The 24,813-nt window shown below is 51.2% G+C and carries 20 protein-coding genes; 11 read left to right on the top strand and 9 right to left on the bottom strand.

Features of this window, described 5'->3' with window-relative positions:
- Positions 1-19 precede the first annotated feature (19 nt).
- A complete protein-coding gene (locus D4L85_RS30205) occupies positions 20-274 on the bottom strand; it encodes a hypothetical protein (RefSeq protein ID WP_119757854.1) in 255 nt (84 codons plus the stop codon).
- 212 nt (positions 275-486) lie between these two features.
- Positions 487-3,420, bottom strand: a complete 2,934-nt coding sequence (locus D4L85_RS30200) for a glycoside hydrolase family 2 TIM barrel-domain containing protein (protein ID WP_228450676.1) — start codon at positions 3,418-3,420, stop codon at positions 487-489.
- Between the two features lie 198 nt (positions 3,421-3,618).
- Between D4L85_RS30200 and D4L85_RS30195 the strand changes: the two genes are divergently transcribed.
- The 6 genes from D4L85_RS30195 to D4L85_RS30165 all read left to right on the top strand — a co-directional run bounded on the left by D4L85_RS30195 (position 3,619) and on the right by D4L85_RS30165 (position 9,829).
- Positions 3,619-3,942: a PadR family transcriptional regulator gene (locus D4L85_RS30195; protein ID WP_073132353.1), complete on the top strand. Its 324-nt coding sequence runs from the start codon at positions 3,619-3,621 to the stop codon at positions 3,940-3,942.
- 4 nt (positions 3,943-3,946) lie between these two features.
- Positions 3,947-6,595, top strand: a complete 2,649-nt coding sequence (locus D4L85_RS30190; RefSeq protein ID WP_119757853.1) for an ABC transporter permease — start codon at positions 3,947-3,949, stop codon at positions 6,593-6,595.
- A gap of 342 nt (positions 6,596-6,937) precedes the next feature.
- Positions 6,938-8,053 (top strand): flavin-containing monooxygenase, encoded by a 1,116-nt coding sequence (locus D4L85_RS30180; protein ID WP_119757851.1) that lies wholly within the window; start codon positions 6,938-6,940, stop codon positions 8,051-8,053.
- 30 nt (positions 8,054-8,083) lie between these two features.
- Entirely contained in the window at positions 8,084-8,497 is a 414-nt protein-coding gene (locus tag D4L85_RS30175; protein WP_119757850.1) for an EamA family transporter, read from the top strand.
- 11 nt (positions 8,498-8,508) lie between these two features.
- Positions 8,509-8,871 carry a hypothetical protein gene (locus tag D4L85_RS30170; protein WP_119757849.1) on the top strand — a complete coding sequence of 121 codons (363 nt, stop codon included), beginning with the start codon at positions 8,509-8,511 and terminating at the stop codon, positions 8,869-8,871.
- Between the two features lie 64 nt (positions 8,872-8,935).
- Positions 8,936-9,829 (top strand): alpha/beta fold hydrolase, encoded by an 894-nt coding sequence (locus D4L85_RS30165; RefSeq protein WP_119757848.1) that lies wholly within the window; start codon positions 8,936-8,938, stop codon positions 9,827-9,829.
- 44 nt (positions 9,830-9,873) lie between these two features.
- Here the strand turns inward: D4L85_RS30165 and D4L85_RS30160 are convergent, their stop codons facing one another.
- The 5 genes from D4L85_RS30160 to D4L85_RS30140 form a co-directional block, all read right to left on the bottom strand.
- Entirely contained in the window at positions 9,874-10,452 is a 579-nt protein-coding gene (locus tag D4L85_RS30160; RefSeq protein ID WP_119757847.1) for a cysteine hydrolase family protein, read from the bottom strand.
- 75 nt (positions 10,453-10,527) lie between these two features.
- A complete protein-coding gene (locus D4L85_RS30155) occupies positions 10,528-12,078 on the bottom strand; it encodes a flavin-containing monooxygenase (RefSeq protein WP_119757846.1) in 1,551 nt (516 codons plus the stop codon).
- 132 nt (positions 12,079-12,210) lie between these two features.
- On the bottom strand, positions 12,211-12,792 hold the full coding sequence (locus D4L85_RS30150) for a hypothetical protein (RefSeq protein WP_119757845.1): 582 nt from the start codon (positions 12,790-12,792) through the stop codon (positions 12,211-12,213).
- A gap of 102 nt (positions 12,793-12,894) precedes the next feature.
- On the bottom strand, positions 12,895-13,443 hold the full coding sequence (locus D4L85_RS30145) for a hypothetical protein (RefSeq protein ID WP_119757844.1): 549 nt from the start codon (positions 13,441-13,443) through the stop codon (positions 12,895-12,897).
- Between the two features lie 116 nt (positions 13,444-13,559).
- Positions 13,560-14,297, bottom strand: a complete 738-nt coding sequence (locus tag D4L85_RS30140; RefSeq protein WP_160144095.1) for a LuxR C-terminal-related transcriptional regulator — start codon at positions 14,295-14,297, stop codon at positions 13,560-13,562.
- A 488-nt stretch (positions 14,298-14,785) separates the two neighbouring features.
- On the opposite strand from D4L85_RS30140, the gene lepB reads away from it, so the two are divergent.
- From lepB to D4L85_RS30110, 5 genes are all read left to right on the top strand, one after another.
- A complete protein-coding gene (lepB, locus tag D4L85_RS30130; RefSeq protein ID WP_119757841.1) occupies positions 14,786-15,985 on the top strand; it encodes a signal peptidase I in 1,200 nt (399 codons plus the stop codon).
- 267 nt (positions 15,986-16,252) lie between these two features.
- Positions 16,253-16,930: a DUF4331 family protein gene (locus D4L85_RS30125; protein ID WP_119757840.1), complete on the top strand. Its 678-nt coding sequence runs from the start codon at positions 16,253-16,255 to the stop codon at positions 16,928-16,930.
- Between the two features lie 25 nt (positions 16,931-16,955).
- Entirely contained in the window at positions 16,956-17,480 is a 525-nt protein-coding gene (locus D4L85_RS30120; RefSeq protein WP_119757839.1) for a DUF4331 family protein, read from the top strand.
- Positions 17,481-17,542: 62 nt separating this feature from the next.
- Complete coding sequence (locus D4L85_RS30115; protein WP_119757838.1) at positions 17,543-18,850, top strand: tetratricopeptide repeat protein; 1,308 nt, start codon at positions 17,543-17,545, stop codon at positions 18,848-18,850.
- A gap of 65 nt (positions 18,851-18,915) precedes the next feature.
- On the top strand, positions 18,916-21,150 hold the full coding sequence (locus D4L85_RS30110) for a TonB-dependent receptor (RefSeq protein WP_119757837.1): 2,235 nt from the start codon (positions 18,916-18,918) through the stop codon (positions 21,148-21,150).
- A 28-nt stretch (positions 21,151-21,178) separates the two neighbouring features.
- On the opposite strand, the gene D4L85_RS30105 is transcribed toward D4L85_RS30110, so the two are convergent.
- Positions 21,179-23,608, bottom strand: a complete 2,430-nt coding sequence (locus tag D4L85_RS30105) for a TonB-dependent receptor (RefSeq protein WP_119757836.1) — start codon at positions 23,606-23,608, stop codon at positions 21,179-21,181.
- Between the two features lie 138 nt (positions 23,609-23,746).
- Positions 23,747-24,676, bottom strand: a complete 930-nt coding sequence (locus D4L85_RS30100) for a LytR/AlgR family response regulator transcription factor (RefSeq protein ID WP_119757835.1) — start codon at positions 24,674-24,676, stop codon at positions 23,747-23,749.
- Between the last annotated feature and the right edge of the window lie 137 nt (positions 24,677-24,813).

Below are 24,813 nucleotides of genomic sequence, written 5' to 3'. Positions count from 1 at the left end.
TCGCGGGCAGCCTGAATAATTAGTCCGTTTCTTTTTCAAACGCATCCTCATACGCTTCTTTAAGTCGTTTCAAACGTTCATGCGTCTTTGCCAATGCGGTAAAGACTTCTTCGAGGCGGTTGAATGCGTTGTCGGCGGCATTCTTTTCGTCGGGGGTGAATTCGCTCACGTAACCATTTTGGATGAGCGTCTGAACTTCGCTAAACCGTTCGTTGGCATGGGCATCCACGGCGTTGAGTTGAACGGCTACTTTGGATAGATCAAAGACTACCATGTTGTGTTGCTTTAAATGTATAGAATGGCCCGGGGCTCTTTTCAGCGGGACGAGAAGTCAAGTTAGCGAAATATTCAGGCTTCTTTTTTGTCGGCGCGGATTTTCCGGCCGATCGCCGTCAGGCCATTCGTAGACGCAATTTTCATAAATGAAAAGCGCCGGTAAACAGGAATGCAGGTTCGTCTACCGGCGCAAGGGTCGCCCTTCGTTGTCTATTTAAAGATCCCGGCGATTTTCTCGGGCGACACCGCCAACGAGGGGCGGCTGGATTTTTTATGCAGGTAATTTTTTAAACTGGTCAACAGTTGTCGCGCCTCCGGTCTTTGGTCCTGTCCGGTGAGCAAATCAATTCCCGACACGATCAGCGTGCCTTTGCCAACGGAACATTCGAAAATCAAGCCGATCGATCGCGAAGTCACCCAGTCGTCGACCACCCGCACAAGGGGATGAAGCGCAGGGTCAACAGCATCGAGCAAGATGGCGTTGGAGTGACTCATGGCATCCCACCATTGCCAGTTGCTGTGATATTGTGTGGGAAACAAGGCAAAGGCGGGATGTTGAGGATCGCAAAGAATTCCCAGCGTGTGTGGCGGCTGGCCATGGGTCCACGCCGTGTTCCAGAAAATGCTGGAGAAGCCGACAGGAATATCTCCGCCAAATTCTGGTTTGACCGATCCTTTTCGCGCCGTGAGTATAACTTTGCCACCTTGATTCAGGGCGTCGACAGCGCGCTTATCAAGATGATCGGTCACCAGAATCTCATCCGTTGCTTCGGGTTGTTTTGCCGGATATACAAAGAGATCCCAGGAATTTTGAAAAACGCCGACGGATACTGTTAACGTCAGGAAGGAGGGGGTGACAATTTGATTTAGGGTTTGCTTAATGCGGCCAAGTTCAATTCCATTTCCGACAGGGATAACGGCTTTAGGAAATTCGCCTTTGAAAATTACTTTCCCCGAACGATCGGCAATCTCCCAGGTCGACCGTGTATCCTTCAGCGCGGCATTACCAAAATTGGCAACTTCCACCGGGACATCAAGGGCTTCATCGTTCAAATAGATCATCTTCGAAAACCGGGCAAGCGGGACGATGGCATTGCAAAAGCGGCTGTATTCTTTCGCGGTGATGTAGCCTTTTTCTTTCCAGAAAGGATTGAGCACACCGACCAAAGCCGTTCCCTGACCCGGGAAGTCATGAAGATCCAGGAGTTGAAAGCCGGCGAAGTTTTTTGTTCGAAGGGCAGCTTCGATGTCGGCCTTGTAACAGAGCGCCTGCAGTTTTCCGGAAGCGAGCAGGAAACTATCGGCCAGGTGACGAAGGTGATTTTTCTTCAATGTGGCTTCAAAGATCTCGAAGTTCCTCGCTTTCAACACACCATCGTATTGAGCGATTTCTTTCAGGTCAGGGAACACGCACCATTGACCAATTTCGTGACTGACGGTAGGAATGGACCACTGGTTGATGATCCCAGACCAATCGTAATTGGTGGCGGGAGCCTTGCCGTTGATGATGCTTTTCAATCCTTCTCCCCAGTGTTGAATGCGGGGATCGGGAGTACTGTTGTAATTATTTTCGGGAATCACCGGCCAGCCGGCGCCCGTGGTGTACTGCCGGCGATTGTCGCGTTGTTTCCAATGGTTCACAAAGTCGGTGAGGTATTTCACCTGGTGGTCGCCTCCGGGTTCATTGCCATACGCCATCATGCAAAATGAAGGGTGGTTGCCATAAGCATTCACGATGCGCTCGCTTTCCTGCTGTATGTAACGGTCGACCGGCTTGCCGTCGCCTACGGACGAACCCTGGTTGGCCCAGGAGGAGCACTCGATCTGTAGATAAACGCCCAGGCTGTCGGCGACATCAAATGCAGATTCGGGAGGGCACCAGGAGTGGAAGCGAACATGATTCAATCCAAAAGATTTGCATGCGACAAAGACATCTGTCCAGGCCGCTTTGTCGGTGGGCGGAAACCCCGTCTTTGGAAAGATCGCGCACTCGAGCGTTCCCCGAAGAAATACAGGACGGCCGTTGATCGTGAATTGCGTACCGGAAGATGAAAATTCACGCATCCCAAAATCAACTTCTTCAACATCTGCTTTTCCTTTTTCGGGAGAAAGAATCACCGCCAACACATACCGGTTGGGGTTGAACTCGTCCCACAAAAGCGGGGCGCTCCCCATGTCGTATTCCATTTCCACAACACTGGAATCGGCTTGCACCTCCAGGGCTTTGCTTATCTTTTTCAGGTTGCTGGTTTGGGATGCGGTCGGCCGGGCCTGTAGTTCCAGGGTGGCCCTTGTTTTTTGATGTGTGGTGTTGATCAGTTGAACCTGCACCCGGAGATTCCGGTCTTTGAGGTTTGGAAAAATCTTTACGGTGTGAATATGGATAAGCGGTTTCGCCTGGAGCTGCAATTTTCCGATCATCCCATTCCAATTCGTTTGCGTGTGATCGCTGATGCTGTGCGAGTTCTGTCCGACATCAATTTGTTTCACCCGGTTGTCGACGCGAACGGTGATGCGGTGAACACCCGGACGAATTTTTGCAGGAAGGGCATACACATGCGACACCGCTAAACTGTTTTGCTGCCCCAAGGGCACATCGTCGATCCATACCGTGGTTTCCCAATGCGCACGTTCAATGAACAACTCCACAAATTTATCGCTCCACGATGCGGGAAGCGTGATGGTTTTCTGATACCAGGCCACGCCCTTGAAATATTTTCCGGGTTGTAGCCAAAAGGGCACTTTTATATTTCCAGGCTGGCGATAGGGTGCAAACTCCGGTGCCTTATAAAAGGCGGAGTCAAAGATCGACCCGGTCCAGGGCGTGTTCACGGCGATGTCGTCTCCCTTGCCGTTCGAGGCCATCGATCCGGGCAACGTGATGCGGTCGTCCAACGTCTTTGTAAACCATTTTTCTTTCACGCCCTCATCGTTTCGATCGATCTGAAAAGACCACGGTCCCGATAGGTCAAGGTTGGCAGGATTAGGCTGGCCAAAGGTGCGGAGGGAAAGGGCCAACAGGATCAGCAGGACAAAGGAGGAATGCCGGCTGATCCGGAGGATTGGATTTTTTTCTGATTTTTCGATTCTGCGAAGCGACAGAATGAGCGCTCCCAGCATCGCTATAGTCTTTTTGTTTTTCATCTAAAACGATTGTTTTCTGTAAAATTATCGTACTGGGTAAGACTGTAGATGGATTAAACTTTGGTTTTAATGGATAATCTTATGACGCCGCGAGAGTGCGGAGATTCACTATCGAGCCTCCGGGCGAATTTTGCTATTTTCTTCAGTATATATAACTTTCTTATATAATACGCCGTTTATCTAGCTGACTATACCGCCATGACTTCAAAAGAACTGATCAAAGGGACCCTGCGGGTGATTGTGCTGAAGCTGCTTTCGGAACACAAACAAATGTATGGGTACGAGATCACCCAGTTGGTCAAAGAGCGAACGGACAGCGAGATCGAACTCACCTTCGGGGCGCTTTACCCCACCCTCCATAAACTCGAAGCCGAAGGCCTGCTGGTCACCAAAACGGTCGTGGTCGACAACCGCGCGCGGAAATATTACTCCCTGACCAGTGCCGGCAATAAAACGGCCACGGGGGAGGTGCAAAGCTATTTTGATTTTGTGAAGGCGATGAACCTGGTGCTTAAGTATTGAAAGCATGCGCTTGTCCAAAAGTGAAATCGATTATATCCGTTACGATCTGCGGAAGAAGGGATTGGCCGCCGGCGATCTTTTCGAAGAGCTCGTCGATCACGTGTGTTGTGAAATGGAGCAGCGTGTAGGAGAGGGTCTGGCCTTCAAAAAGGCTTATGAAGAAGTGATCCGGAACATCGACCCGGCACACTGGCCTGACCTGCAAAACAAGGTTCACCTATCCGAAAATTATAACGCATCCGCTATGCTTCGAAATATTTTTAAAATGATGCTTCGCCACATGAACAAGCATCGCGTCCACGCCACCATAAACGTTGTGGGATTGTCGCTGGGCCTGGCCAGTTTTATCGCGATCGCGTTGTATCTCCGGCACGAGCAGGGCTATGATAAAATGTTTGCGCAAGCGGGATCGATCTATCGGATAACAGCGTCGTCAACGGTGGGTGGCACCACCAATCATATTCCCACTACGTTCCCGGCGTTTGGTCCCGAGATCAAGGCGCGTTTCAACGAAGATGTCGGTGGCTATACGCGGATCATCAATTACAAGTATACGCGGATGGTTCCCACCTTCCGTTACAACGAAAACGTCTTCTACGAAGAGAAGGTGATCTTTGCAGACTCCTCTTTCTTTGATCTATTTGATTTTCCGTTTTTGGAAGGCAACCCTCGAAACGCGCTGGCCCATCCCAACGCAGTAGTGATCAACCGGAAAATGGCAGCGAAATATTTCGGGACGGGGAGCGCCTTGGGCAAAACGCTGCGGTTCAACAACCAGACCGACCTGGAAGTTACCGGTGTGGTGAAAGACCTGCCCTCCAACACCCATCTCCAATTTGACTTTGTCATTCCGCTTTCCAACATCGCGAGTTCAGGCGTGTCCAAGGATACAAAATTCCTCGAGGAGTATAACAACGACTGGTTCTGGACCTACTTCACCATCAAGGATCCCTTAAAGGTGCCCATCCTCGAGGCCGGCATCAACAAAATTGCGTCGGACAAGCTGCCGGATTTTCAGAAAGATTTTAACGCGAAGTTTTATGTCCAGGCCCTTGGCGATGTTCACCTGCACTCGGACTTCGACTACAACACCGACCTGGTGCAAAACGGCAACATCAAGAATCTCTACATTTTTATCTCGGTTGGCGTGCTGGTGCTCGTCATCTCGGCCATCAACTTTGTGAACCTGACCATGGCCACGGCTTCGCGCCGGTTCAAGGAGATCGGCATCAGCAAAGTGCTGGGCGCCTTGAAGTCGCACCTGAGGCTGCAGTTCATCCTCGAGTCGGTCGTGGTTTGTTTGATCGCGTTGTGTTTTGCTTTTTTGATCCTTCAATTGATGTTGCCCTTATTCAGCAACCTGCTGGAGGTTTCGCTGTCGCTGAATGTCCGGGAGAATGCTCCCCTTATGGGTGGCATTTTTTTGTTTACTATTCTGGTCGGGGTTTTGTCGGGCGCTTATCCGGCGTTCTTCATTTCTTCGTTTGAGCCGCAGCGGGTCTTAAAAGGGGTCTGGAAACCAGGCAAGGGAAATGGAGGGTTCAGGAAGTTGCTGGTGGGCGCGCAGATCGCCATCTCCATTTTTCTGATCATCGGCACCATCGTCATCGCCCGGCAACTTCGCTTTATCCAGGATAAGTCCCTGGGCTACGACAAAGACCAGATCATCATGGTGACCATCCGGGGAACAAATCTTCCGGGATCGTATTTTGCGTTTAAGAACAACTTGTTGTCGGAGAGCTCCATTGTCAGTGTCTCGTCTGTGTCGGAACCGATTGGAAGGGAAGTGCAGTTCATGAGCTTCACGGTGGAAGGGAAGGAGAAGACACAGTTTGTAAAAATACTCAACATCACGCACGACTTTGTGAAGACCATGGGACTGGAGATGGTGCAGGGCCGCGATTTTTCGCGCGAGCATGCAACGGATTCCACCGCCGGGTTCATCATCAACGAAGCGGCGGCCCGCGCCTTTGGTTGGAGCGACCCGGTAGGAAAAGCGCTCGACCATGCCGGCCGGCCGGTGAAGTTAGGGAGCGTGATCGGCGTCGTGAAAGATTTCAATTTTGAACCGCTGCAGAAAAAAATAGACCCCCTCATCATCTGGTTTGGCTGGCCGCGGTGGTATGCGGCCGTGAGGGTTGAGAAAGGAAAAACGACAGAAGCCCTCGCGGCGATCGAGCGCGAGTGGAAGCGGTTTGAACCCGAGAAGCCGCTTTCGTTTCACTTCCTGGATCAATCCATCAACCAGGTTTACAACAGCGAACGACGACTCAGCAAAGTGTTCATGATCTTTTCGGCGCTCTCTATTTTCACGGCCGTGCTGGGCTTGTATGGACTGATCTCCTTTATCGCCGACCAACGCCTGGCCGAAATCGGGATCCGCAAGGTCCTGGGCGCGTCGGTGAGCAGCATCCTTTACCTGATCTCAAAAGAATATGTACTGCTGGTGTTGGCGGCTTTCGTGTTGGCCGCGCCGCTCACCTACCTGATCGTGGATCAGTGGCTGCAGAACTTCGCGTTCCGCATTGCGTGGAACCCGCTCTATTTTGCTTCCGGTCTCCTCATCAGTGGCGCGATTGTGGTGATCACCGTGGCGCTGAAGGCCGTAAAAGCGGCGCGGTCAAATCCTGTGGATACGTTGAAATATGAATAGTAAAAAACGGTCTCCCAATAAATCGCTACACCTGACATTCCAAAGATAAGTTCATCGGTGATCAGTCACCGCGAAGATCTTCTGTAATATTTTTTTGTATGTTGACCTCCGCATACGATCTGTCGTCGAGATCGGAGTGGTTGTTGTTTACACTTTTCATAATCGTCATCATAGCCTGCTGTGAAACGTGCGGAAATCTCGTCGCGCGAATTAAATCAACATTTTCCGTGATTGCTTTTCGGGGGCTGGCCGCCTTCCTTTGAAGACAACGAGCCAGGCAGGAGCCCATTTCACAATCTGTTTTTCGCTCGCCCCATTTCGCATACATAAATCTCACAGGCTATGGAACGCATTAACAAAAAACATTTTGAGGTGGTCATTATTGGTGCTGGTCAAGCCGGCTTAGCCACCGGATTTTATTTGCAGAAACATAAAATAAATTTTGTCATCGTCGACGCATCGGAGGGCGTGGGAGGATCGTGGGCCACGCGCTGGGATTCGCTCGTGTTATTTACGCCGTCGCAGTTTAATAGTTTGCCGGGCTATTCATTTCGGGGTGAAAAAGGAAAATACCCTTCGAGAATGGAAATCGCAGAATACTTAAGCGAGTATGCCAGGAAACACAACCTGCCGGTTTATTTAAAGAGGAAGGTGCGAACGCTGCACTACGTCTATTTTAAATATGAGATTTCGACAAATGAAGAAGTTTTTTCAGCCGACAATGTGGTCGTGGCCACCGGTGCCCAACAAGCACCAAAAATCCCGTCCTTTGGAGCAAAATTGAACGGCAAGATCCTTCATCTCCATTCTTCACGCTATCTGAACCCCTCGCAAATTCCGCCCGGTAAGGTTTTGGTGGTAGGCGCTGGCGCATCCGGTGTTCAAATTGCCATCGACTTGGCCAAGACGCACGAGGTTTTCCTGGCTGGGAATCCGACGGTCCGCATTCCCGATTTTGTATTTCGATATTTTGGCAGAGCCTATTGGTGGTTCATACAAAATTTTGTGACCGTGAACACACCGCTGGGCAGGAAGGCAAGGCCCAAAGTGCTGCGGGGAGGAGGCCCGCTGGTTAACGTATCGATAGAAGATGTCGTGGCCGCCGGAGTAAAACAAATGCCACGGGTAACGGATGTTGAAGGCGGCCAACCCCGATTTGAAGACGGAAGCGTCATCGCCGTCGACTCGATCATTTGGGCAACGGGCTTCGAGCCGGATTTTTCCTGGATCAAAATGGATCTTCCTTATGAGCAGGGGTGGCCTAAAACAGATCGCGGTATTCTGGAAGAACACGAAGGACTCTATTTTGTGGGGATGTTATTTCAATTTGGAATTACGTCCGGCGTCATCGGCGGTGTGGGAAGAGATGCGCAATATGTTGCCAGGCACATCTTCCGGAGAAAGGAAAGAAATGCTGACCTCAACACGGGTGACCTGGCGCGAAGACGAACGGAGTGAATGGAAAATAAGAACGCTCATTAGGTACCTATGTGGTGGATATACACTTTGTTGCCTGCATTTCTTGCCGTATTGACGGCTTCCTTTGCCAAGGTAGAGATGAAAAATATAGACACTGATTTGGCAACCGCCGTGCGCGCATTTTCGGTGTTGCTTTTGGTTTGGGCCATGGCGCTGATGAGAGGACGAACCGATGCAACCGCGCCACTAACCCGGCAGAATGTAATTGTCCTTTTTCTTTCCGGCATTGCGACAGGACTCTCTTGGCTCTGTTATGTAAAAGCCCTGCAGTTAAGGAGGACATTCCCCGTAGCCCCGGTTGATAGACTTAGTTTGGTATTGACGATTTTGTTTTCAGTGGTCTTTTTGGGCGAAACGTTGACGATGCAAAAAACGATTGGAGCAATTTGCATTGTTGTAGGGACGCTTATCATTATTCAATAAATTGGATTTCAATGACCTTCAAAGAAAAAATGCTCTACCAGCAAATTCACCCGGTGAAATTGTGCGTCGATTTTGGCACTGGTTTTTTTACGACCTATTTGGCCTGGCAAAATAAGATGAGTTGGTTTTTGATTTTATTTCTCGGCCCGTCCGTCGTAGTAACCATGATCGTGGTCGCCTTTGCTGATCTTGAACGGCTTAAAAACTCTTCGTTTGGTAAATACGTGAGTCAACATATGACGTCACCGATCGAACTTATTCGATCGGTGGGACAAATCGCCATGTGGGTGGGAGGGTGGTTTCATATCCCCAGCGTAATCGCCATGGGTTTTTTATTTATTCTCGGCGGGTGGCTAAAGGGAAAGTTATTTTAGAAATGTATCGCCGCTCGTATTTTTATCTTGCTGATTATATTTAGGGTAATAACACGGGTTTATAATGAAGGAAGAAAAAGCCGTTAATGTCGGTCCCGCAAAGATCGAAATGGTATACCAGCGTTTTGGTGATACCGCGTCGCCTCCTGTTCTGCTGATCGTCGGCGGACAAATGTACAGATGGCCTGATGGATTTTGCACAGAACTGGTTCAGCGTGGCCTGCAGATCATCCGCTTCGATAGCCGCGACTGCGGTTTGTCCACACACTTCCACAGTGCTCCCGAGCCTGACTTTGCGGCGGCCATGAAAGGCGACTATGCTTCCGTTTCTTATACCCTTTCCGACATGGCCGCCGATACGATTGGTCTAATGGACGCCCTTGGTTTCAAAAGCGCGCATGTCGTGGGCGTGTCCTTGGGCGGAATGATCGCACAGACCATGGCCATAGAATATCCCGAACGCATCAGGTCACTCACCTCCATGATGTCTACTACCGGAAACTCATCGGTTGGCCAACCCGACTGGTCGGCGCTGGCGCATTTGGGTGCGTCACCCGGTGACAAGCAAGGTTTTATAGAATGGCAGGTAAAGGCGTTCAAAGCGGTGGGCTCACCGAAGTACCCGTTGGATGAAGCAAAGGCCGCAGAAAATGCAGGCCGTGCGTGGGACCGCGACCATGACCGCCTGGGATCGCTGCGCCAAAAAATAGCGGTCCTGAAGTCGGGTGACCGCACCGAAAAACTGCGACGGCTGCACGTCCCGGCCCTCGTCATACACGGTGACTCCGATAAGATGCTTCATGTCAGCGGCGGAAAGGCTACCGCGGAAGCCATTCCGGGCGCCGAGCTGGTCATATTCGAAGGCGTGGGGCATGGCTTTCCGCCTGCCTTGTGGTCGGCGTTTTCCGATCGGATCGCGAATCTCGTTCGCAAAGCAGAGGCAACGCAACCGCGCTAATCCTTTCAGCAAACGCCGATCCCCAAGGACGACGTTGGTTTTATTTATTCCGTCAGTTGATCGCTGGTCATGATGGTGGCTCCCTTTTTCTGGCAATATTTTATCCATCTTAATTTGTGCTCGACACTTTTTGAGCCTACCGCGTCCTCAACCACTACCGTGGTGAAGCCATGCCGGACCGCAGACCTTGCAGTGCTCTTCACACACGCTTCGGCAAACAAACCCGTGATATACAATTCCTCGATATTTTGCTGATGCAAAAAGGCAACGAGGTTTTTGTCGGACAATGCATTCATTTTGGATTTGTAATAGATCCTGTCGCTCACGACATTGATTTGTTTGTCAATCCCCACGCCCGGGCTCCCTTTTTTACAAACATTTCCGGTCAAAGCATTCAGGATCGGATTGGTCCACTCGTTGACGGTATAAATAATGGGGTGATTGGTTTTTAAAAAAAGCTGGATGAGTCTATTGACATTGTTCACCATCGGCAATACTTCGTCGGGAACCATGTGCAATTTCGATTTTGGGTTTAGCAAATTCTCTTGCACATCGATCACCAGAAGAGCTTTCTTGGATACACTTTGTAAAAATGGTGCAACATCTTTCATAGCTTGTGTCATGACAACAATGGGTTAATGTTTAATTTTATAATTTCTTTATTGACACGACAAAGCTATGGTGCATAAAGTGGCACGTCAATCACGGAAATTGACTACAGGCGAACCCAAATGGGGATGGGGTTTCTTTGAAGTAAAGAACTGTGCTCGCCTGTTCTTGTCAAACCGGTCGATTGTTTTTCTTATTACCGGCACGTACGACGCCGGATTCGCCGGGACCAGCCACTGCATCAACCGCGTGAAGCGACTGACATTGTACCCGACATCGCCGAGCAGTTCATCGATGTGATGCAAAGAAAATGGAATGATATTGGTGCCCTTGGAATTTTTTCCCGCGGATCTGTGATTTGACCAGGCTAGTTTTTCAGCAATATGTCTTGAGCATTCTTCGGGGGAAGGAATGGCTAACCCGCCCGTAAAATATTCGGCTAGCCAGAGGGCACCCATCTCGGCATTCAGCTGGCTATAGAAAGAAGAGTTGTATCCGTTAAATCCCAGGCACGGAACGTCTATGGGAAGTTGGTTGCGATATAATTTGAAATTTTTCTGCTCATCGAGGATTTTTGAGGCGATCGATTCGTTCATGAAAGGTATCGCTTGCCGGTATCCCGTGCCGCAGACAATCATCGAGGCAGGCAGTTCTTTTCCATTGGCCAGGACGGCTTTCCCGGGGAGCAGATAGTGAATGTCTTGCCCTTTCTCGATAACAATTTTTTTGGACAGGATCTTGTTAAAAAAATTGTCGCTGGCCAGGCTCACATTGGCCCGGGCGATGGTCTCCAGCGAATCGCCGGGATGCACGCCGCTTTTCTTTAGTTTTAGTTGTGTGGCAACGACGGATTGCACACTCCAGAGGAGAAAGTTCCGCAGCGGCTTTCCCGCAGTATGCAGGAATTTTGCAAACCCGCTTAGCGAGATGTATTCAAAAAGGTTCTCACCCAGACGCGTCAGGAGTATAAACTTCATGTTCAAAAGTCCAAAGAATTTCTTGGGCACTTTCCAAAGGATGCTTCGGGCAACGACCGTAGTGGACAGGGAAGCGTCGGCGATGGCACTGGCAACGTCGCAGGAAGATTTGCCATAGCCCACCACGACAACATTTTTGTTGGCCACTTCGAACAGGTCGTTCAGTTTGGAAGTGTGAAGGATCTTGCCGCCGGCCGCTATGAATTTATCCGCTCCTGTGTAGGATGGTATGAGCGGATCGGAAAAAATGCCATTGCAGATGATTAAATAGTCGAAAACCCTCACCTCCCGCAGGTGGCTCCTGGTGTGCTCGGTCTTGACAATCCATTTTCCGGATTCGGGATCGTAGTCGGTTTTTTTTACTTCCGTTTGAAGGATGATATGTTTTCGCAGATGGCAATAGGTAACATAGGCATCCAGGTACGCCTGAACCTGGTCGCCATTGGGCCATTCCGGAAAATGTTTTGGCATTTTTAGGTCCGATAAAAAGTAGGTGTCCTTCGGATTTTGGGTCGTGAGGCCGGGATATCTCCTGGAGGAAGTCCACACGCCTCCTACCTCGGACTCCTTCTCATATACGGTGACGACAAAGCCATATTGCTTGAATATTTTTGCGGTGACCAGGCCGGAGAAGCCGGCGCCAATGATGGCTACTGATTTCATAGGGAAAGTGGTTGTTATTTGGTCGTTGAGAACACGAATGGATGGTGCTGTAATGTTTCTTTGGGCAAAAAGACAGAGCCGGCCGATGATGGGTCTGATCACCGGTCGTGCTCTATTCGGGACGTGGTGGGATTAAATGTCTTTTTTTCTCGGCACGGTGAAATGCCCTTTGGTGATCTCAACTTTTTCTCCGGTGACCGAATTGATTAATGTCCCCGAGAAAGTTCCTTCGATCGTACTGCCGACGGCCCCGTATTTTGAAATGGAAATGAATCCGGGAGTATTGCTCAGGTCGTTGTAGTCGATAACATAGGTATTCATCGTGCCCTGGCGGGTAACGCTAAGAAGAAAATTGACCAGTTCTTGCGGCCCCTGGGGATTTGAAAAACGGGTTCCCACCGATTGTGACGTTGGACTGGAGGTGTTTCCATCAAAATAGAATGCAGCCCTGTTTTTGTCGTCTTCGGCTAACGAAGCTTTGTCGCCGACGGTACACGACGTAAAGCCAAACTTCGAAAAATATAGACCGACGTTGGAGAGATCACTTATCCCCGTGATGGAGACTTCTTTTGACACAAAGCCGTCGCCGTCGATGGTGAAGCTTACCGAAGGGGCTGCGGCGATTGGACTGGGCGTTTCGTCTTTCTTTTTGCAAGCGTTTAATATCGTTAAAGATAAAATTAAGGTCGATACAATGATAAACTGATTTTTCATTTTTGGATTTTGTAAAGGTTAAACATGGATTTTGACGGCATCCAACTCGTGGAGATTGCCTTCTCGAAGTGGAGAGACGGTTTAAGCACGGTTCTTAGGACCTCACCAGACGATGTTGAACATACAGCTGTCGTTGCCCTTCAGACGTGTTGGAAAGGCGAGGTTTAGCGAGACATCGTATTTAAAGGAGTCGCGTGGTTTAAATCTTCGTAACATCGTCGTAATGATGCCACGATCGAATTCGCTGGGATAGGGGTTTTTACATTCCATCATGGCCTTCCGGGCAGGACCATCAAACCAGACCAACTTGTAATACCCAATTTCTCCGCCGCGGTGATTCATTTGGTAAGCCACGTGAATGGAAGACAATGCCTTCTCCAGGCTGTCGATCTCCGGTGGGAATGTGGCGTGCTCGGGAATCGCTTTTCCGATACTAAACAAGGTATACGAACCGATGGTCTTGGAGATCTCTTCAAACGCTTTCAGCCAGGCACTCTGCGGGAACCAGGCGCCAGGTTTTGGATCTTTGATGCCATTCTTCTCAAGAATGATTCTTCTCGTCTCCTGGCCGCTGTGCAGTGCATTGACGACGGACAGAATGGTTTGCCCGTTGACTTGAACTTTTGAATCGAAAGGAATGAATTGTGCCATAAAAATTGACGTTTATTTTGGCACAAAGGGAAGCGAAAGCAGGATCTAACTCAATGACGGAAAATCATGATTTTTTCCGGGACGATTGGGGCTGACACCCGGAAGGCATACCGGCGTTAATTCCAGAACAAACTAAACGCGCGCTTCACCAACTCCATTGAGTTTTTGGCATTCAGCTTTTCTAACAAGTGTCGCCGGTGCGTTTCCACCGTGTTGATGCTGATGCTCAGTTGATCGGCAATGATCTTGGAAGAGAAACCTTCGGCGACCAATTTCAGAACCTGTTTTTCTCTGTTGGTCAGGCGCCCAACCGAATCACTTTTTTTCAAGGCAACCTCAAAAGGTTTTTTCTCCGGATGAACGGGAGTAGACAGTGCTTCGAGCATTCTCAGCCGGTGTACAAGCTTGTCGATCATCCCGCTTTCATCGAGCGCGGCCACAAGGACGGTATGTTGGAGCCAGATCCATTCTCCCGTTCCCTTCCTGAACCGGTAGTTCAGCATGGCCGACAGGGGTTGCTCCTTGCTATGCGACGACCTGGCTTGCCCCTGGAACTCGAGTATTCGATCGGCCAGGAGCTTGCGATCGTCCGGGTGAACCTTTGAAAACCAAAAGTCAAGCCCGCCTTTTTTGTGCTCCTCGGGCAAATAGCCCATAAAGGATTCATAATGCTTGTCGATAAAAAGAAAGGAGCACCTGGCGGTGGAAAACATATAATAACAATACTTATCGTCCTCCGTGGAGGGCCTGATAAAATCTTCAGGGATCTCACTGGTTGCGCTGATGATGTCATGCAATTTTTTATACTGCCCGATCTCCGCGCTAAGTTTTTCGTCTTTTACTTTGGGCTCCATAGAAATTATTGAATGGTTGTCGTTACTTCCGGATCTTTCTAAAATCAGCAAACGCCTGGAAGCGGCTAACGGCAGGCTAGGTGAGTTGAACGATAAAATTAAGTGTATTTGGCTTTTCATAAATACGGGAATTTAATCTTCCTGTTTCAGCCATGCGAAGAATCCTGCCTTGATGCTGCATATTTTCCGGATGTCCTCACCCTCCATCAAGGTGGTCGATACATGCTTTTATCGTATAATATTGGGCGCGCAAATAAGCGGGGTCACGGGCTTAGAAAAAATCACGGAAAATAATGATTTTAAATCCGAGGCTTTCTCTAACATACTTAAAAGGAGTGGAGCACCTTCGATCCGTTTGAAGCAGTATGAATTTTAGAATAATAACGCTATACTTGTTTTAGCCAAAATAGATAAAGCTGGAGAATGCCTGATCCATTCAGGTTTGTGGGCGATAAATTTCTCAGCCATACACGTAAAATAGATTCAAAATGAACGACCTGGAGACCCCCGTTAGCGGCCATGAAGAAAGTCCGAAAAAAAAGAAACCTGCGCTGGCAGCCTTCCTGAATTTTATCGTCCCGGGCCTGGGCTATGTTTATGCGGGGAACATCAAGAGAGGCGTCATCGCCTATTTCCTGCTCATCCTGGTGGCCGTGATCAGCATCCGGTTTGTGGCGTATACCTTTACGCTGTTCCTGGTCGGGATCGGTCTCATCATCGCCTTTTATGTGTACTTGATCGTCAGCGGCTATCGGGCCGTGGGAAAGGCCAAACACCAGGAGACAAAGCGCTGGGATGTGTGGTATGTATATGTTTTAGTCATTGCTGCCCAGGTGGGCCTGCGTCCATTCTTGCAAAGCATTCATTCCCTGGGCTATCTATCGCCCATCACTCCGGTGGTGATACCAACACCCGCCATGGACCCCACGTTGCAAATTGGAGACCACTTGATGTTCCACAAAACCAAAACCATCGCCCGCAATAACATCATCGTCTTCAAGTGGCCGCCCGATCAGAAAATCATGTACATCAAACGCTGCGTGGGCATGCCGGGCGATACCCTTTCCATACGTAAAGCAGCGGTCTTTGTAAACGGCGATAGCCTCACGGGCGACTACATGCTCAAGTATAGATATGCTGTGCAAACGGATGGCGTTAGGATCCAGCAACGCGTGCTTGATCAATTCGGCATCGCTGAATCCGAGTTTTATGACGTGGGGTCAGGATCTTACAGCATGTTCCTGACGCAGGAACAAGCGCGACAAGTAAGAGGATTGCCTTTTATAAAATTCGTGGAACGGGAAATGACCAGCGAAGACGAACTGGAACCGGACGTATATCCGCAGACGGGATCGGGCCAATGGAATAAAGACAACTTTGGTCCGCTCTACTTGCCAAAAAAAGGAGACCGGATCCCATTGACCCACCGGAACCTCGCGCTTTATGGAACGTGTTTAAAATACGAGAACGAATCGGTCGAGTTGCTGGACTCCGCGGCGATCATCAACGGAAAACAGATCGATACCTATGCATTCAAAGACAACTACTATTTCATGATGGGCGACAACCGTCATAATTCCTTAGACTCCCGCTATTGGGGATTCGTAGCCGAAAGCATGGTGTTGGGGAAAGCATTGTATTTTTATTGGAGTAAAGATTGGGATCGGATCGGGACAAGTATCCGGTGAGAGGCATTTCTTTTGAAATTTTTTTCGTTGCAGATTTTTTTTACACTTTGACCCGGCCTCGCCTCAGGGAGGATCTATTTCGCCGATAATGCTCATACGGTTAAGGCGTTAGCAACCATCACCCATCATCAAAAATGGTAATCCTTCGTCGTCCGGCGGACCTTCGTCGGCCGCGCACAGTCGCGCATTTTGATTTATTTCTAAAACTAAAAATCCAAACCGTTTGCTTTCATCGTAGGTGGGTCATGATCAATTAACAACCCTTTTATGAAAGCAAAAACAAAAGACCTCCGAAGGGGCCTCGCCGCGCTCCTGGCGATCGGTGTCATCTCATCGGCAACGTACCTCATTGCGGCTGACCACATCGACGCGCCGGCCGTGACGGGCAAGGCCTCCGACATCACCGACTTCTACGCATTCGAAAGCCCTTCGAACAGCAGCAACCTCGTGTTTGTCGTCAACACACAAGGACTGTTGGCCCCCACGGCCACCGCCGCTGCCGCCTTTGACTCCGACGTGATGCTCGAAGTGAACGTCGACAACTCGTCCGCCAAAGACAACATGGAAGACCTCGTGCTCCAGGTGACGTTCGAGAACGGCAAAGTGCAAGTGTATGGCCCCGTAGCGCCCATCGAAAAAGGACTGAACAGTACGCTGGTCACCACCGGCAACAAAGTGGAGGCCGGCATCAGCACCTATGCCGGTTCGCCCATGACCGGCGAAGCCAACGGCATTAAAGTCTTCGCCGGCCCGCGCGATGATCCGTTCTTCTTCGACCTGGACCAGTTTAAAAAAGTGATCGCTGGAACCGCCACCGGGTTCAACAACCCAGGAACGGACACGTTCGCCGGTACCAATGTGATGTCGGTGGTCATCGAGTTGCCCAAGTCGCTGCTGGGCAGTGGCACCATCAATGCGTGGGCGACGACCAACCGAAAAAATTAATTCCCTCACTCAACCTTTTAAAAAAATGAAACTGAAATATATAAGCCTGTTGGCCGTGGGCGCCGTGATTGCGCTCGGGTCCTGTAACAACGACGACGATGCTACGCCTATGCCGGTCACCTACGTGCAAGAGGACCAGATGGCACGTCCCGCCATCAACACCGTCTTCGTGAGCGCCGGCGACAAAGACACTTTCAACGGCACGATCCCTTCGGCTCAAAACGCAGCCTTCGGGACAAAATTCAAGGATAGATTGATGGCCCTCAACCCCGGCTACACGACCAATTTGCTGGGTCTCGATGCCGCCACCTTCACCGGCGTACTCTCCACCGACGTGTTGAGCGTAGCGCTCAACGGTGCCACGACATTCTACGACGGCACCAACGTGCTGACCGGTCGTAAGCTGAACGACGATGTGATCACCGTGGAATTGATCCTGCTCTTCGGCGGACCGGATGCCACTGCCAATCCCATGTTGACCGACGATCATGTGAACGCCAACGATAAAGGCTTCCTCGACACGTTCCCCTACCTGGCTTCGCCACATTGATGCAAACACGGCCCGGGGCACGCTTGCTCCGGGTTTAGTTTTTTATTTCAAAACTCCAACCCATGAAAAAGAAGGCCCTCATCTTCCCGTCACTGGCATTTTCGGTTCTCCTGATCTTTGGCTGTGCCGAAAAGCAGGAACAGGACATCACGCACCCGGCCGACTATGCTGCCTACCTCACGCCGCACACCGATGCCGCGCTCCAAAAATGCAACGAAGAAATTGCGTTCTGGAAAAACAAACAAACGCGCACACCCGACAGCGAGACCTGCAAGCTCCGCATCGCCGGACTGTTGTCGTCGCGTTTTATGTTGGCGGGCCGCATCGAAGATATTTTTACCTCCGATAGTTTGTACCGCTCCGTGCTCGCCGCGTCGGGAAATGAAAATGCTTCCGTTCACCGCGCACTGGCGGCAAACGCCATCACGCAACATCAGTTTGGTGAAGCGTATGAACAAATTCAAAAAGCCCTGGCAATCGGAGAGGGGAAAGCCTCTTCGTTGTTCATGTTGACGGACGTAGATCTCGAACTTGGCGATTATGACGGCGCCAACAGGGCACTCAACAGGATCGCCACGCGTAATTTCTTCCCCTACATCATTCGCAAAGCAAAGATCAAGGACCACGAAGGCGATCTCGACTCGGCCATCGTGTTGATGGAAACCGCACTCGTAAAAGCCAAAGACAATGCATCCCTTTCGCTGTGGACAAAATCAAACCTGGCCGATATGTATGGGCACGCCGGACGGATCCAGGAAGCCTACCAACTCTACCTCGACATCCTCAAAACAAATCCGGACTATGACTATGCCTTAAAAGGAATTGCCTGGATCGCCTTTTCGCATGACCATCGCTATGCCGACGCGCGGCGCATCGCTCAATACATCAATCAAAAAAGAGCCACGCCCGACATGCATTTGCTACTGGCAAAAATCGCCGGAGCCGAAAATGACGCCATGGAAAAAATGAAAGAACTGCATGTGTTCGACTCGCTGGCCAACAGCCCGCGCTACGGCGACATGTACAACAAGTACCTGGCGTTGATGCACGTGGAGGATTTTTCAAATCCCGCAAAAACCATAGCCCTCGCCGAACGCGAGATCCATAACCGGCCCACGCCGCAATCGTACGACCTGTTGGCCTGGGGATATTTCCACGAAGGCAAATACGCCCAGGCATTGGAAGTGGCCGAAGATTTCCTCGTCGACAAAACCTTCGAGCCCGATGTGTTCTTTCACCTCGGCTTGATTTACCAGGCCAACGGCCAAACCGGAAAGGCCAGGACCTATCTCCGTCGTGCGGAAAAAAGTGCGTTTGAACTCGGCCCGGAAGTGACGCAAAAAATTAAAGAGGCCCTGAGCAATAGTTGAAGCGATCCATCAGTTTCATCTGGCCGGTGCCTTGAGAATCCCTTTCACTTCATAAATTTGAAGCCATGAAATTCTTTATACTGCAACTCACGCTGTGGCTGGTTGCCCAGGGCGCCCTTGCCCAAGGCATCGTGCGGGGTTCCGTAGCAGACGAGAAAAATGAACCCCTGATCGGAGCCTCGATCTATATCCCGGAGACAGGAACCGGCACCATCACCGACCGGCTGGGACACTACAGTATCACAACGGCAAAAGCCGGTAGCTACTCCGTTCGCGTTTCCTATATCGGCTTTGAAACGCAAACTATTCCAGTAACTATCGCCGATGGCGCGATCACATCACTCTCTGTCCATCTCAAAGCCGGCGGCGTTCAACTGGCCGACATCACCGTGACCGGTGGACTGGAGCGTCCCATGAACACCTTGTCGCACGTTGACATTCGCCTGCGGCCTGTCAACACCAGTCAGGACATTCTCCGCATGGTGCCGGGTCTGTTCATTGCTCAGCACGCCGGCGGAGGCAAAGCCGAGCAGATCTTTCTCCGGGGCTTTGATGCCGACCACGGCACAGACATCAACGTGGAAGTGGATGGCATGCCCGTGAACATGGTGTCGCACGCCCACGGTCAGGGCTACGCCGATCTCCACTTCGTTATCCCCGAACTGGTAGACTATGTCGACTTCGACAAGGGACCCTACTTCGCCGACGAAGGCGACTTCACCACCGCGGGCTATGTAGATTTCCAAACCCGAAACAAACTGGATCACAACTTTGCCCGCCTCGAAGGCGGCTCGTTTGGCATGGGCCGCGCGGTGGCCGGTGTCAACGTGTTGAAACGGGCCCGCTCCAACGCCTACATCGCCTCCGAGTTCACGCGCACCAACGGCTATTTCGAAAACAGTCAGCACTTCAAACGCTTCAACATCCAGGGAAAATTCAACACCCAATGGGGCGAGCGCACACGTCTCTCACTGGCCCTCTCCGTGTTCGACAGCCAGTGGGACGCCAGCGGACAAATTCCGGACCGCGCAGTAGACAGCGGGCTCATCACCCGTTTCGGTTCGCTCGATCCCACCGAAGGCGGAGGCACGGGACGCATCAACATGAATCTGCGGACCAGTCATTCGCTGCGCAACGGCGGCACCTGGGAGAACCAGGCTTATGCCGTGCGCTACAACTTCAGCCTGTTTTCCAACTTCACCTTCTACCTCAACAACCCGGTAGACGGCGACCAGATCCACCAGCAGGAACACCGTTGGGTCTATGGCTACAAAACGCGCTACAGTCAAACCTCAACACTGGGCGGCATGCGTTTGCAAACGGAAGCCGGTGCAGGCTTTCGCTATGATGCGATCGACAACATTGCGCTGAGCAATACCGTGCGCCGGATCTTCATCCGCGACTTCAAACGCGGCGACATCCGCGAAGGCAATGCAAATGCTTTCTGGAGCGAAACGCTTTGGCTCACACCAAAGTTTTCCATCAACGCCGCCCTGCGCTTCGACTATTTTCACTTCGACTACACCGACCGTTTGAATGCTGCCCAACCTGGCAGCAAGAGGAGAGGTATCGTGAGTCCCAAACTTAACTTCAACTACCAAGCCACCGAAACCGTCAACCTCTTTGTGCGCACGGGCACCGGCTTCCACTCCAACGATGCCCGCGTGGTAGTGGAACAGTCCGCCAAGGAGACGTTGCCTCGCGCCTATGGCATGGATGTAGGCGCCGACATAAAAGTGACTCCCGCGCTCATCGTCCACACCGCCCTCTGGCGCCTCGACCTTGACGAGGAATTTGTCTATGTCGGCGACGAAGCCGTGGTGGAACCCAGCGGCAAAACCACACGCGAAGGCATCGACCTCTCTGTGCGCTACCAACTCGCGCCCTGGCTGTTTGCCGACGCAGACCTGAACGTGACCCGGCCGCGCGCCAAAGGTGTGCCCGAAGGCGAGGATCATATTCCGCTGGCGCCCACCATCACCAGCATTGGCGGCTTGAGTTTCCGGCGGCAGCAAGGTGTCAACGGCAGCCTGCGCTATCGCTATATGGGCAACCGCGCGGCGAACGAAACCAATACCGTGGTGGCTAACGGTTACTTCATCGCCGACGCCATCGTCAACTATACACGCCCGGGCTATGAGTTCGGCCTGTCGGTCGAAAACATTTTCAACACGGCCTGGAAGGAAGCCCAGTTCGACACGGAGTCGCGTCTCAAGGATGAGACCGACCCCGTATCCGAAATCCACTTCACGCCGGGAACGCCCCTTGCCTTAAAGGTGCGGTTCACAAAATATTTCTAGGGACGGCGAAACAGTTTGCTGTGCATTTTCAAAACGTAAACTTAAAGTAGGGAACCGGGAAGAACGATTGCTGATACACCGTCACAATGGAGTTCGTCCGCGGATTGTAGTTCTGCGTGAAGATATTTTTGTTGTTGGTCAGGTTCTGCAGATCCAAAGCCACTTCCAGCGTGCTGTGTTTATATTCTTTGCGGTAAGAGAACCGCAGGTCCGATCGGAAGTAGGGGGTTTGCCGGTCGCTATAGGCCTCGCTGTCCTTGTAGACCGTCTTGCCATAGCGTTGTGAGGTTTCAAAATCGATCGGCGTAAGCGGCTTGCCACCCACGGTGGACATCTTTAAGTTTACAGAGAAGAAGTCATTTCCTTTGCCCACGCGCCATTCTTTGCCCGCCAACGCATTGAAAACGTATTGCGTGTTGTAGGCGGTGTTTCGCCAAACGCCGTCGCTGCCTTTGTACTGGGAATCGAAAAGCGAGGCCGTAAACAAGAAGTAGTAGCCATCGCGGAAGAACCGCTCCAACGTAAACTCCAACCCGTAGTTTCTTCCCGTACCCCGATTCACTAAGCTGTCGGTACTCGAAATTCCAAAGGACATCCCCGTATTGATCGATGAAAACGACGACGGCACCTGCTCCACGGGAACATTCGAAAGTGTCTGATAATAACTCTCCACTTTCAACCTCACCTTCGACGAGATGTTCCAGTCATAGCTCAACACCAGGTGCCGGCTGGTGGTGAAATCAAGATCTTTGTTGGTGAGCAACATTTCACCGTCGGCCGCTTTGGTTTGTATAAAATTGGTTGTGATGCTCTGTATTTGGTTATGAATGCCATACCCAACACTGAGCGAGTGGCTTCCATCGATAATATATTGTAAGCTTGTTCTCGGCTCCACGGCCCATTGCTTGTTCAGCGAATAGTACTGTGTATGGAGGCCCGCGTTCAACACCAGGTGCGGATTGAAGCGATGCTTCCAGGTGCTGTAGAACTGGTATAGCGTGGTGCGGTCTTTCACATCCAGCCGCACCGTGTCGCGCTGCACGTTGGCGTAGACATCGTGGCTGTAGAGATTGAAATGGGTGTCGTCGATATAGAAGCCGGAGGTAAGACTGTTCCGGGCATTGAATTTTGTCCGGGTTAAAAAGTTTAGCGAATACTTTTGCGTATTCATGTTGTTTTCCACGCGCAGGTAGCGGTCGATCACTTCATTCTCGCTGTTGCGGACCAGCGAATCGGAAGACACGTCTTCGCCCGTACCACTCAAACCGGCGGTGATCCGCATGTAGGTATTCGAAATGGTTTTTTCATAGTTGACACCCACCGCACCGGTTTGATATTTGGTATAGGAATCGTTGTTCTCGCTTCCATACAGGTTGTTAGAGCCTTTGTCCAGGTCGGCTTCGCTTCCCAACAGGTTGATCTTACTCGTGCCGCCGATGCCGAACAAAGTCCACTTCCCGCCATTTGCCGTAGGCACGCTCACCTTGAAATTGAGATCCTGGTAATCCGGCGTGTTAGTGCCGGTCCCGAACTGAATGCCAAGCGCCTGGAAAACACCCAGCGTTGAATACCGGTAGTTGGCAACGTACGAGGCTTCCGATTTTTTTGAGAACGGTCCCTCCGCGCCCAGTTCAAACCCATTAAAACCCACCTGGGCGAGGAGTTCGCGTTTCTCATTGTTGCCATCGCGCAGCCGCAGGTCAAATACCCCGGCCGTTGCATTACCATATTGCGCCGGGAAGGCGCTGGTCATAAAATCGGACTTGTCGAGGTTGTTGTTGTTCAGGATGCTCACCGGTCCTCCCGTGCTGGCCGCCGAACCGAAATGGTTGGGGTTGGGAATGTTGAGCCCTTCCATCTGCCACAACATACCGGTGGGCGAATTGCCGCGCACCACGATGTCGTTGCGGCTGTCGTTGCCACCGGCCACGCCCGCAAAGTTGGCGGCCATGCGCGAAGGATCGCCGATGGCGCCGGCATAACGCTTGGTGTCGTCCACGTTAAAGGACCGGGCGCTCACCGCGGCGTTCTCATTGTTGGTGGCGGTTTTGTCGTCGCGGCTGTCGCCGGTCACCACCACTTCTTCCAGTTGGCTGATGCTTTCGGTCAGGCTCAGGTTCAGCACCACTTCCTTGCCGGCCGTCACCACGATGTTGGGGATGGTTTGTTCTTCATAGCCGATGTACGTCACACGGAGCGTCTGTCTTCCGGTGGGCACGCCGTCGATCCGGAAGTGTCCGTCGGCATTGGTCGTGCTGCCCAAGAGCGTGTTGCCGGGATTCACCAGGACCACGGTAACACCAACCAGGGGAGTGTTGCTCACCCCGTCCACCACGGTTCCCCGCAGGGTTTGGGTGGACTGCGCATAAAGTCGCGCCGGCAACAGGCCGGTCAGCAAGATCAATAACGATAAAAATCTAAAAGATGATTTGGGGATAGGGGAGGTATGGGGGTTCATGCGTAAGAAGTTGTTTTTGACTTCTAGCGCAAAAGAAAAAGGCGCGGCTAAAAAAAATGGGCGTTTGTAACGAGTGGGCGCGATTTAGTGACAACTGACAACGGCCTGGTGCCAATGACTGCCCGTTGGGACGAATGACTAATTGAGCTCAAACACGTTTCGGAGCTGCTCGATCCGCTCCATCACCTCTTTGCCCTTCGATCGCGACACCGGAACGGTAACGCCCGTGCCCTTGATGGCCAGCTTATACCCGTTAGCGTTTCCCGTCACATGCGCGATGGCGTTAATGTTGACCAGGAACGACCGGTGACAACGGATCGTAAAATGATTGTCCAACTGGCTCTCCACATTCTTCAGGTTGATCCGCAGCATCCGGTTCTCGACGGCTTGCCCGTTTTTCCAATAGAGCGTGGAATAGTTCTCGCTGGCTTCCACATAAAGAAGATTCGAAAAAAGAAACTGCAGCGACTCCCGCGTATCCGAATAAATGGTCACGAGGTTGGGGTGAATATGCTCCACGTCTTCCCGGATCACCCGGATCTTCTCCAACTCCTGGTTGGCTTTCATCGCATGACGCAAATTTTCTTGTAAGAGATTGTTTCGAAGCAAGAGGGTGGCAATAGCCTGGGGGATGACGGCCTGGCTTAGCACGTTGGGATAGATCAGGAGGAGTTTCTGTCCAAAGGAAACGGCGGGGTGGATATCCAGCAATTCGAGCGAGAGCGCGATAAAGAAACCATCCAATGACAATTGCCACAATGAAAACACGATGTATTTGCCCACGGTCCAGTTCGAGGGGTCGAAGGTGGCGGGAAATATCTTGGGGAGAAGAACAACATTACTCCACATCACAACAAAGACGACGGAGCTCACCAGGAAGATCTTCGCAGAATAGGGTCTAAAGACAATCATGAAAACGAGCACAAACAGCGCGATGCCCGCGATGAGAAAAGTATTTTTCCGGTCGTCGTTCAGATAATAGGGGAAAGGCGCCCTGAGAAACTCGCTGATACGTCTTCCGGGTCGGAAAGACGGGTGTGAGGGTAGTTCTGCGACAGAGTCTTTCATGGTTGGTCTGGGGGATTATGTCAACAACAAAAAGCAACTGGCAAAGGCCGAAAACGTCAGCTACCACTCCTCCAACAGCAACCCAATCCATGTGTTTCCCGCGCAATCCTAATTCCTGAAACGGATTATACGATTTT

Origin of the sequence: Chryseolinea soli (assembly GCF_003589925.1) — a bacterium.
Lineage (GTDB): Bacteria > Bacteroidota > Bacteroidia > Cytophagales > Cyclobacteriaceae > Chryseolinea > Chryseolinea soli.
The sequence above is the reverse complement of the archived record's forward strand: the minus strand, read 5'-3'. Positions and strand labels throughout refer to the sequence as shown.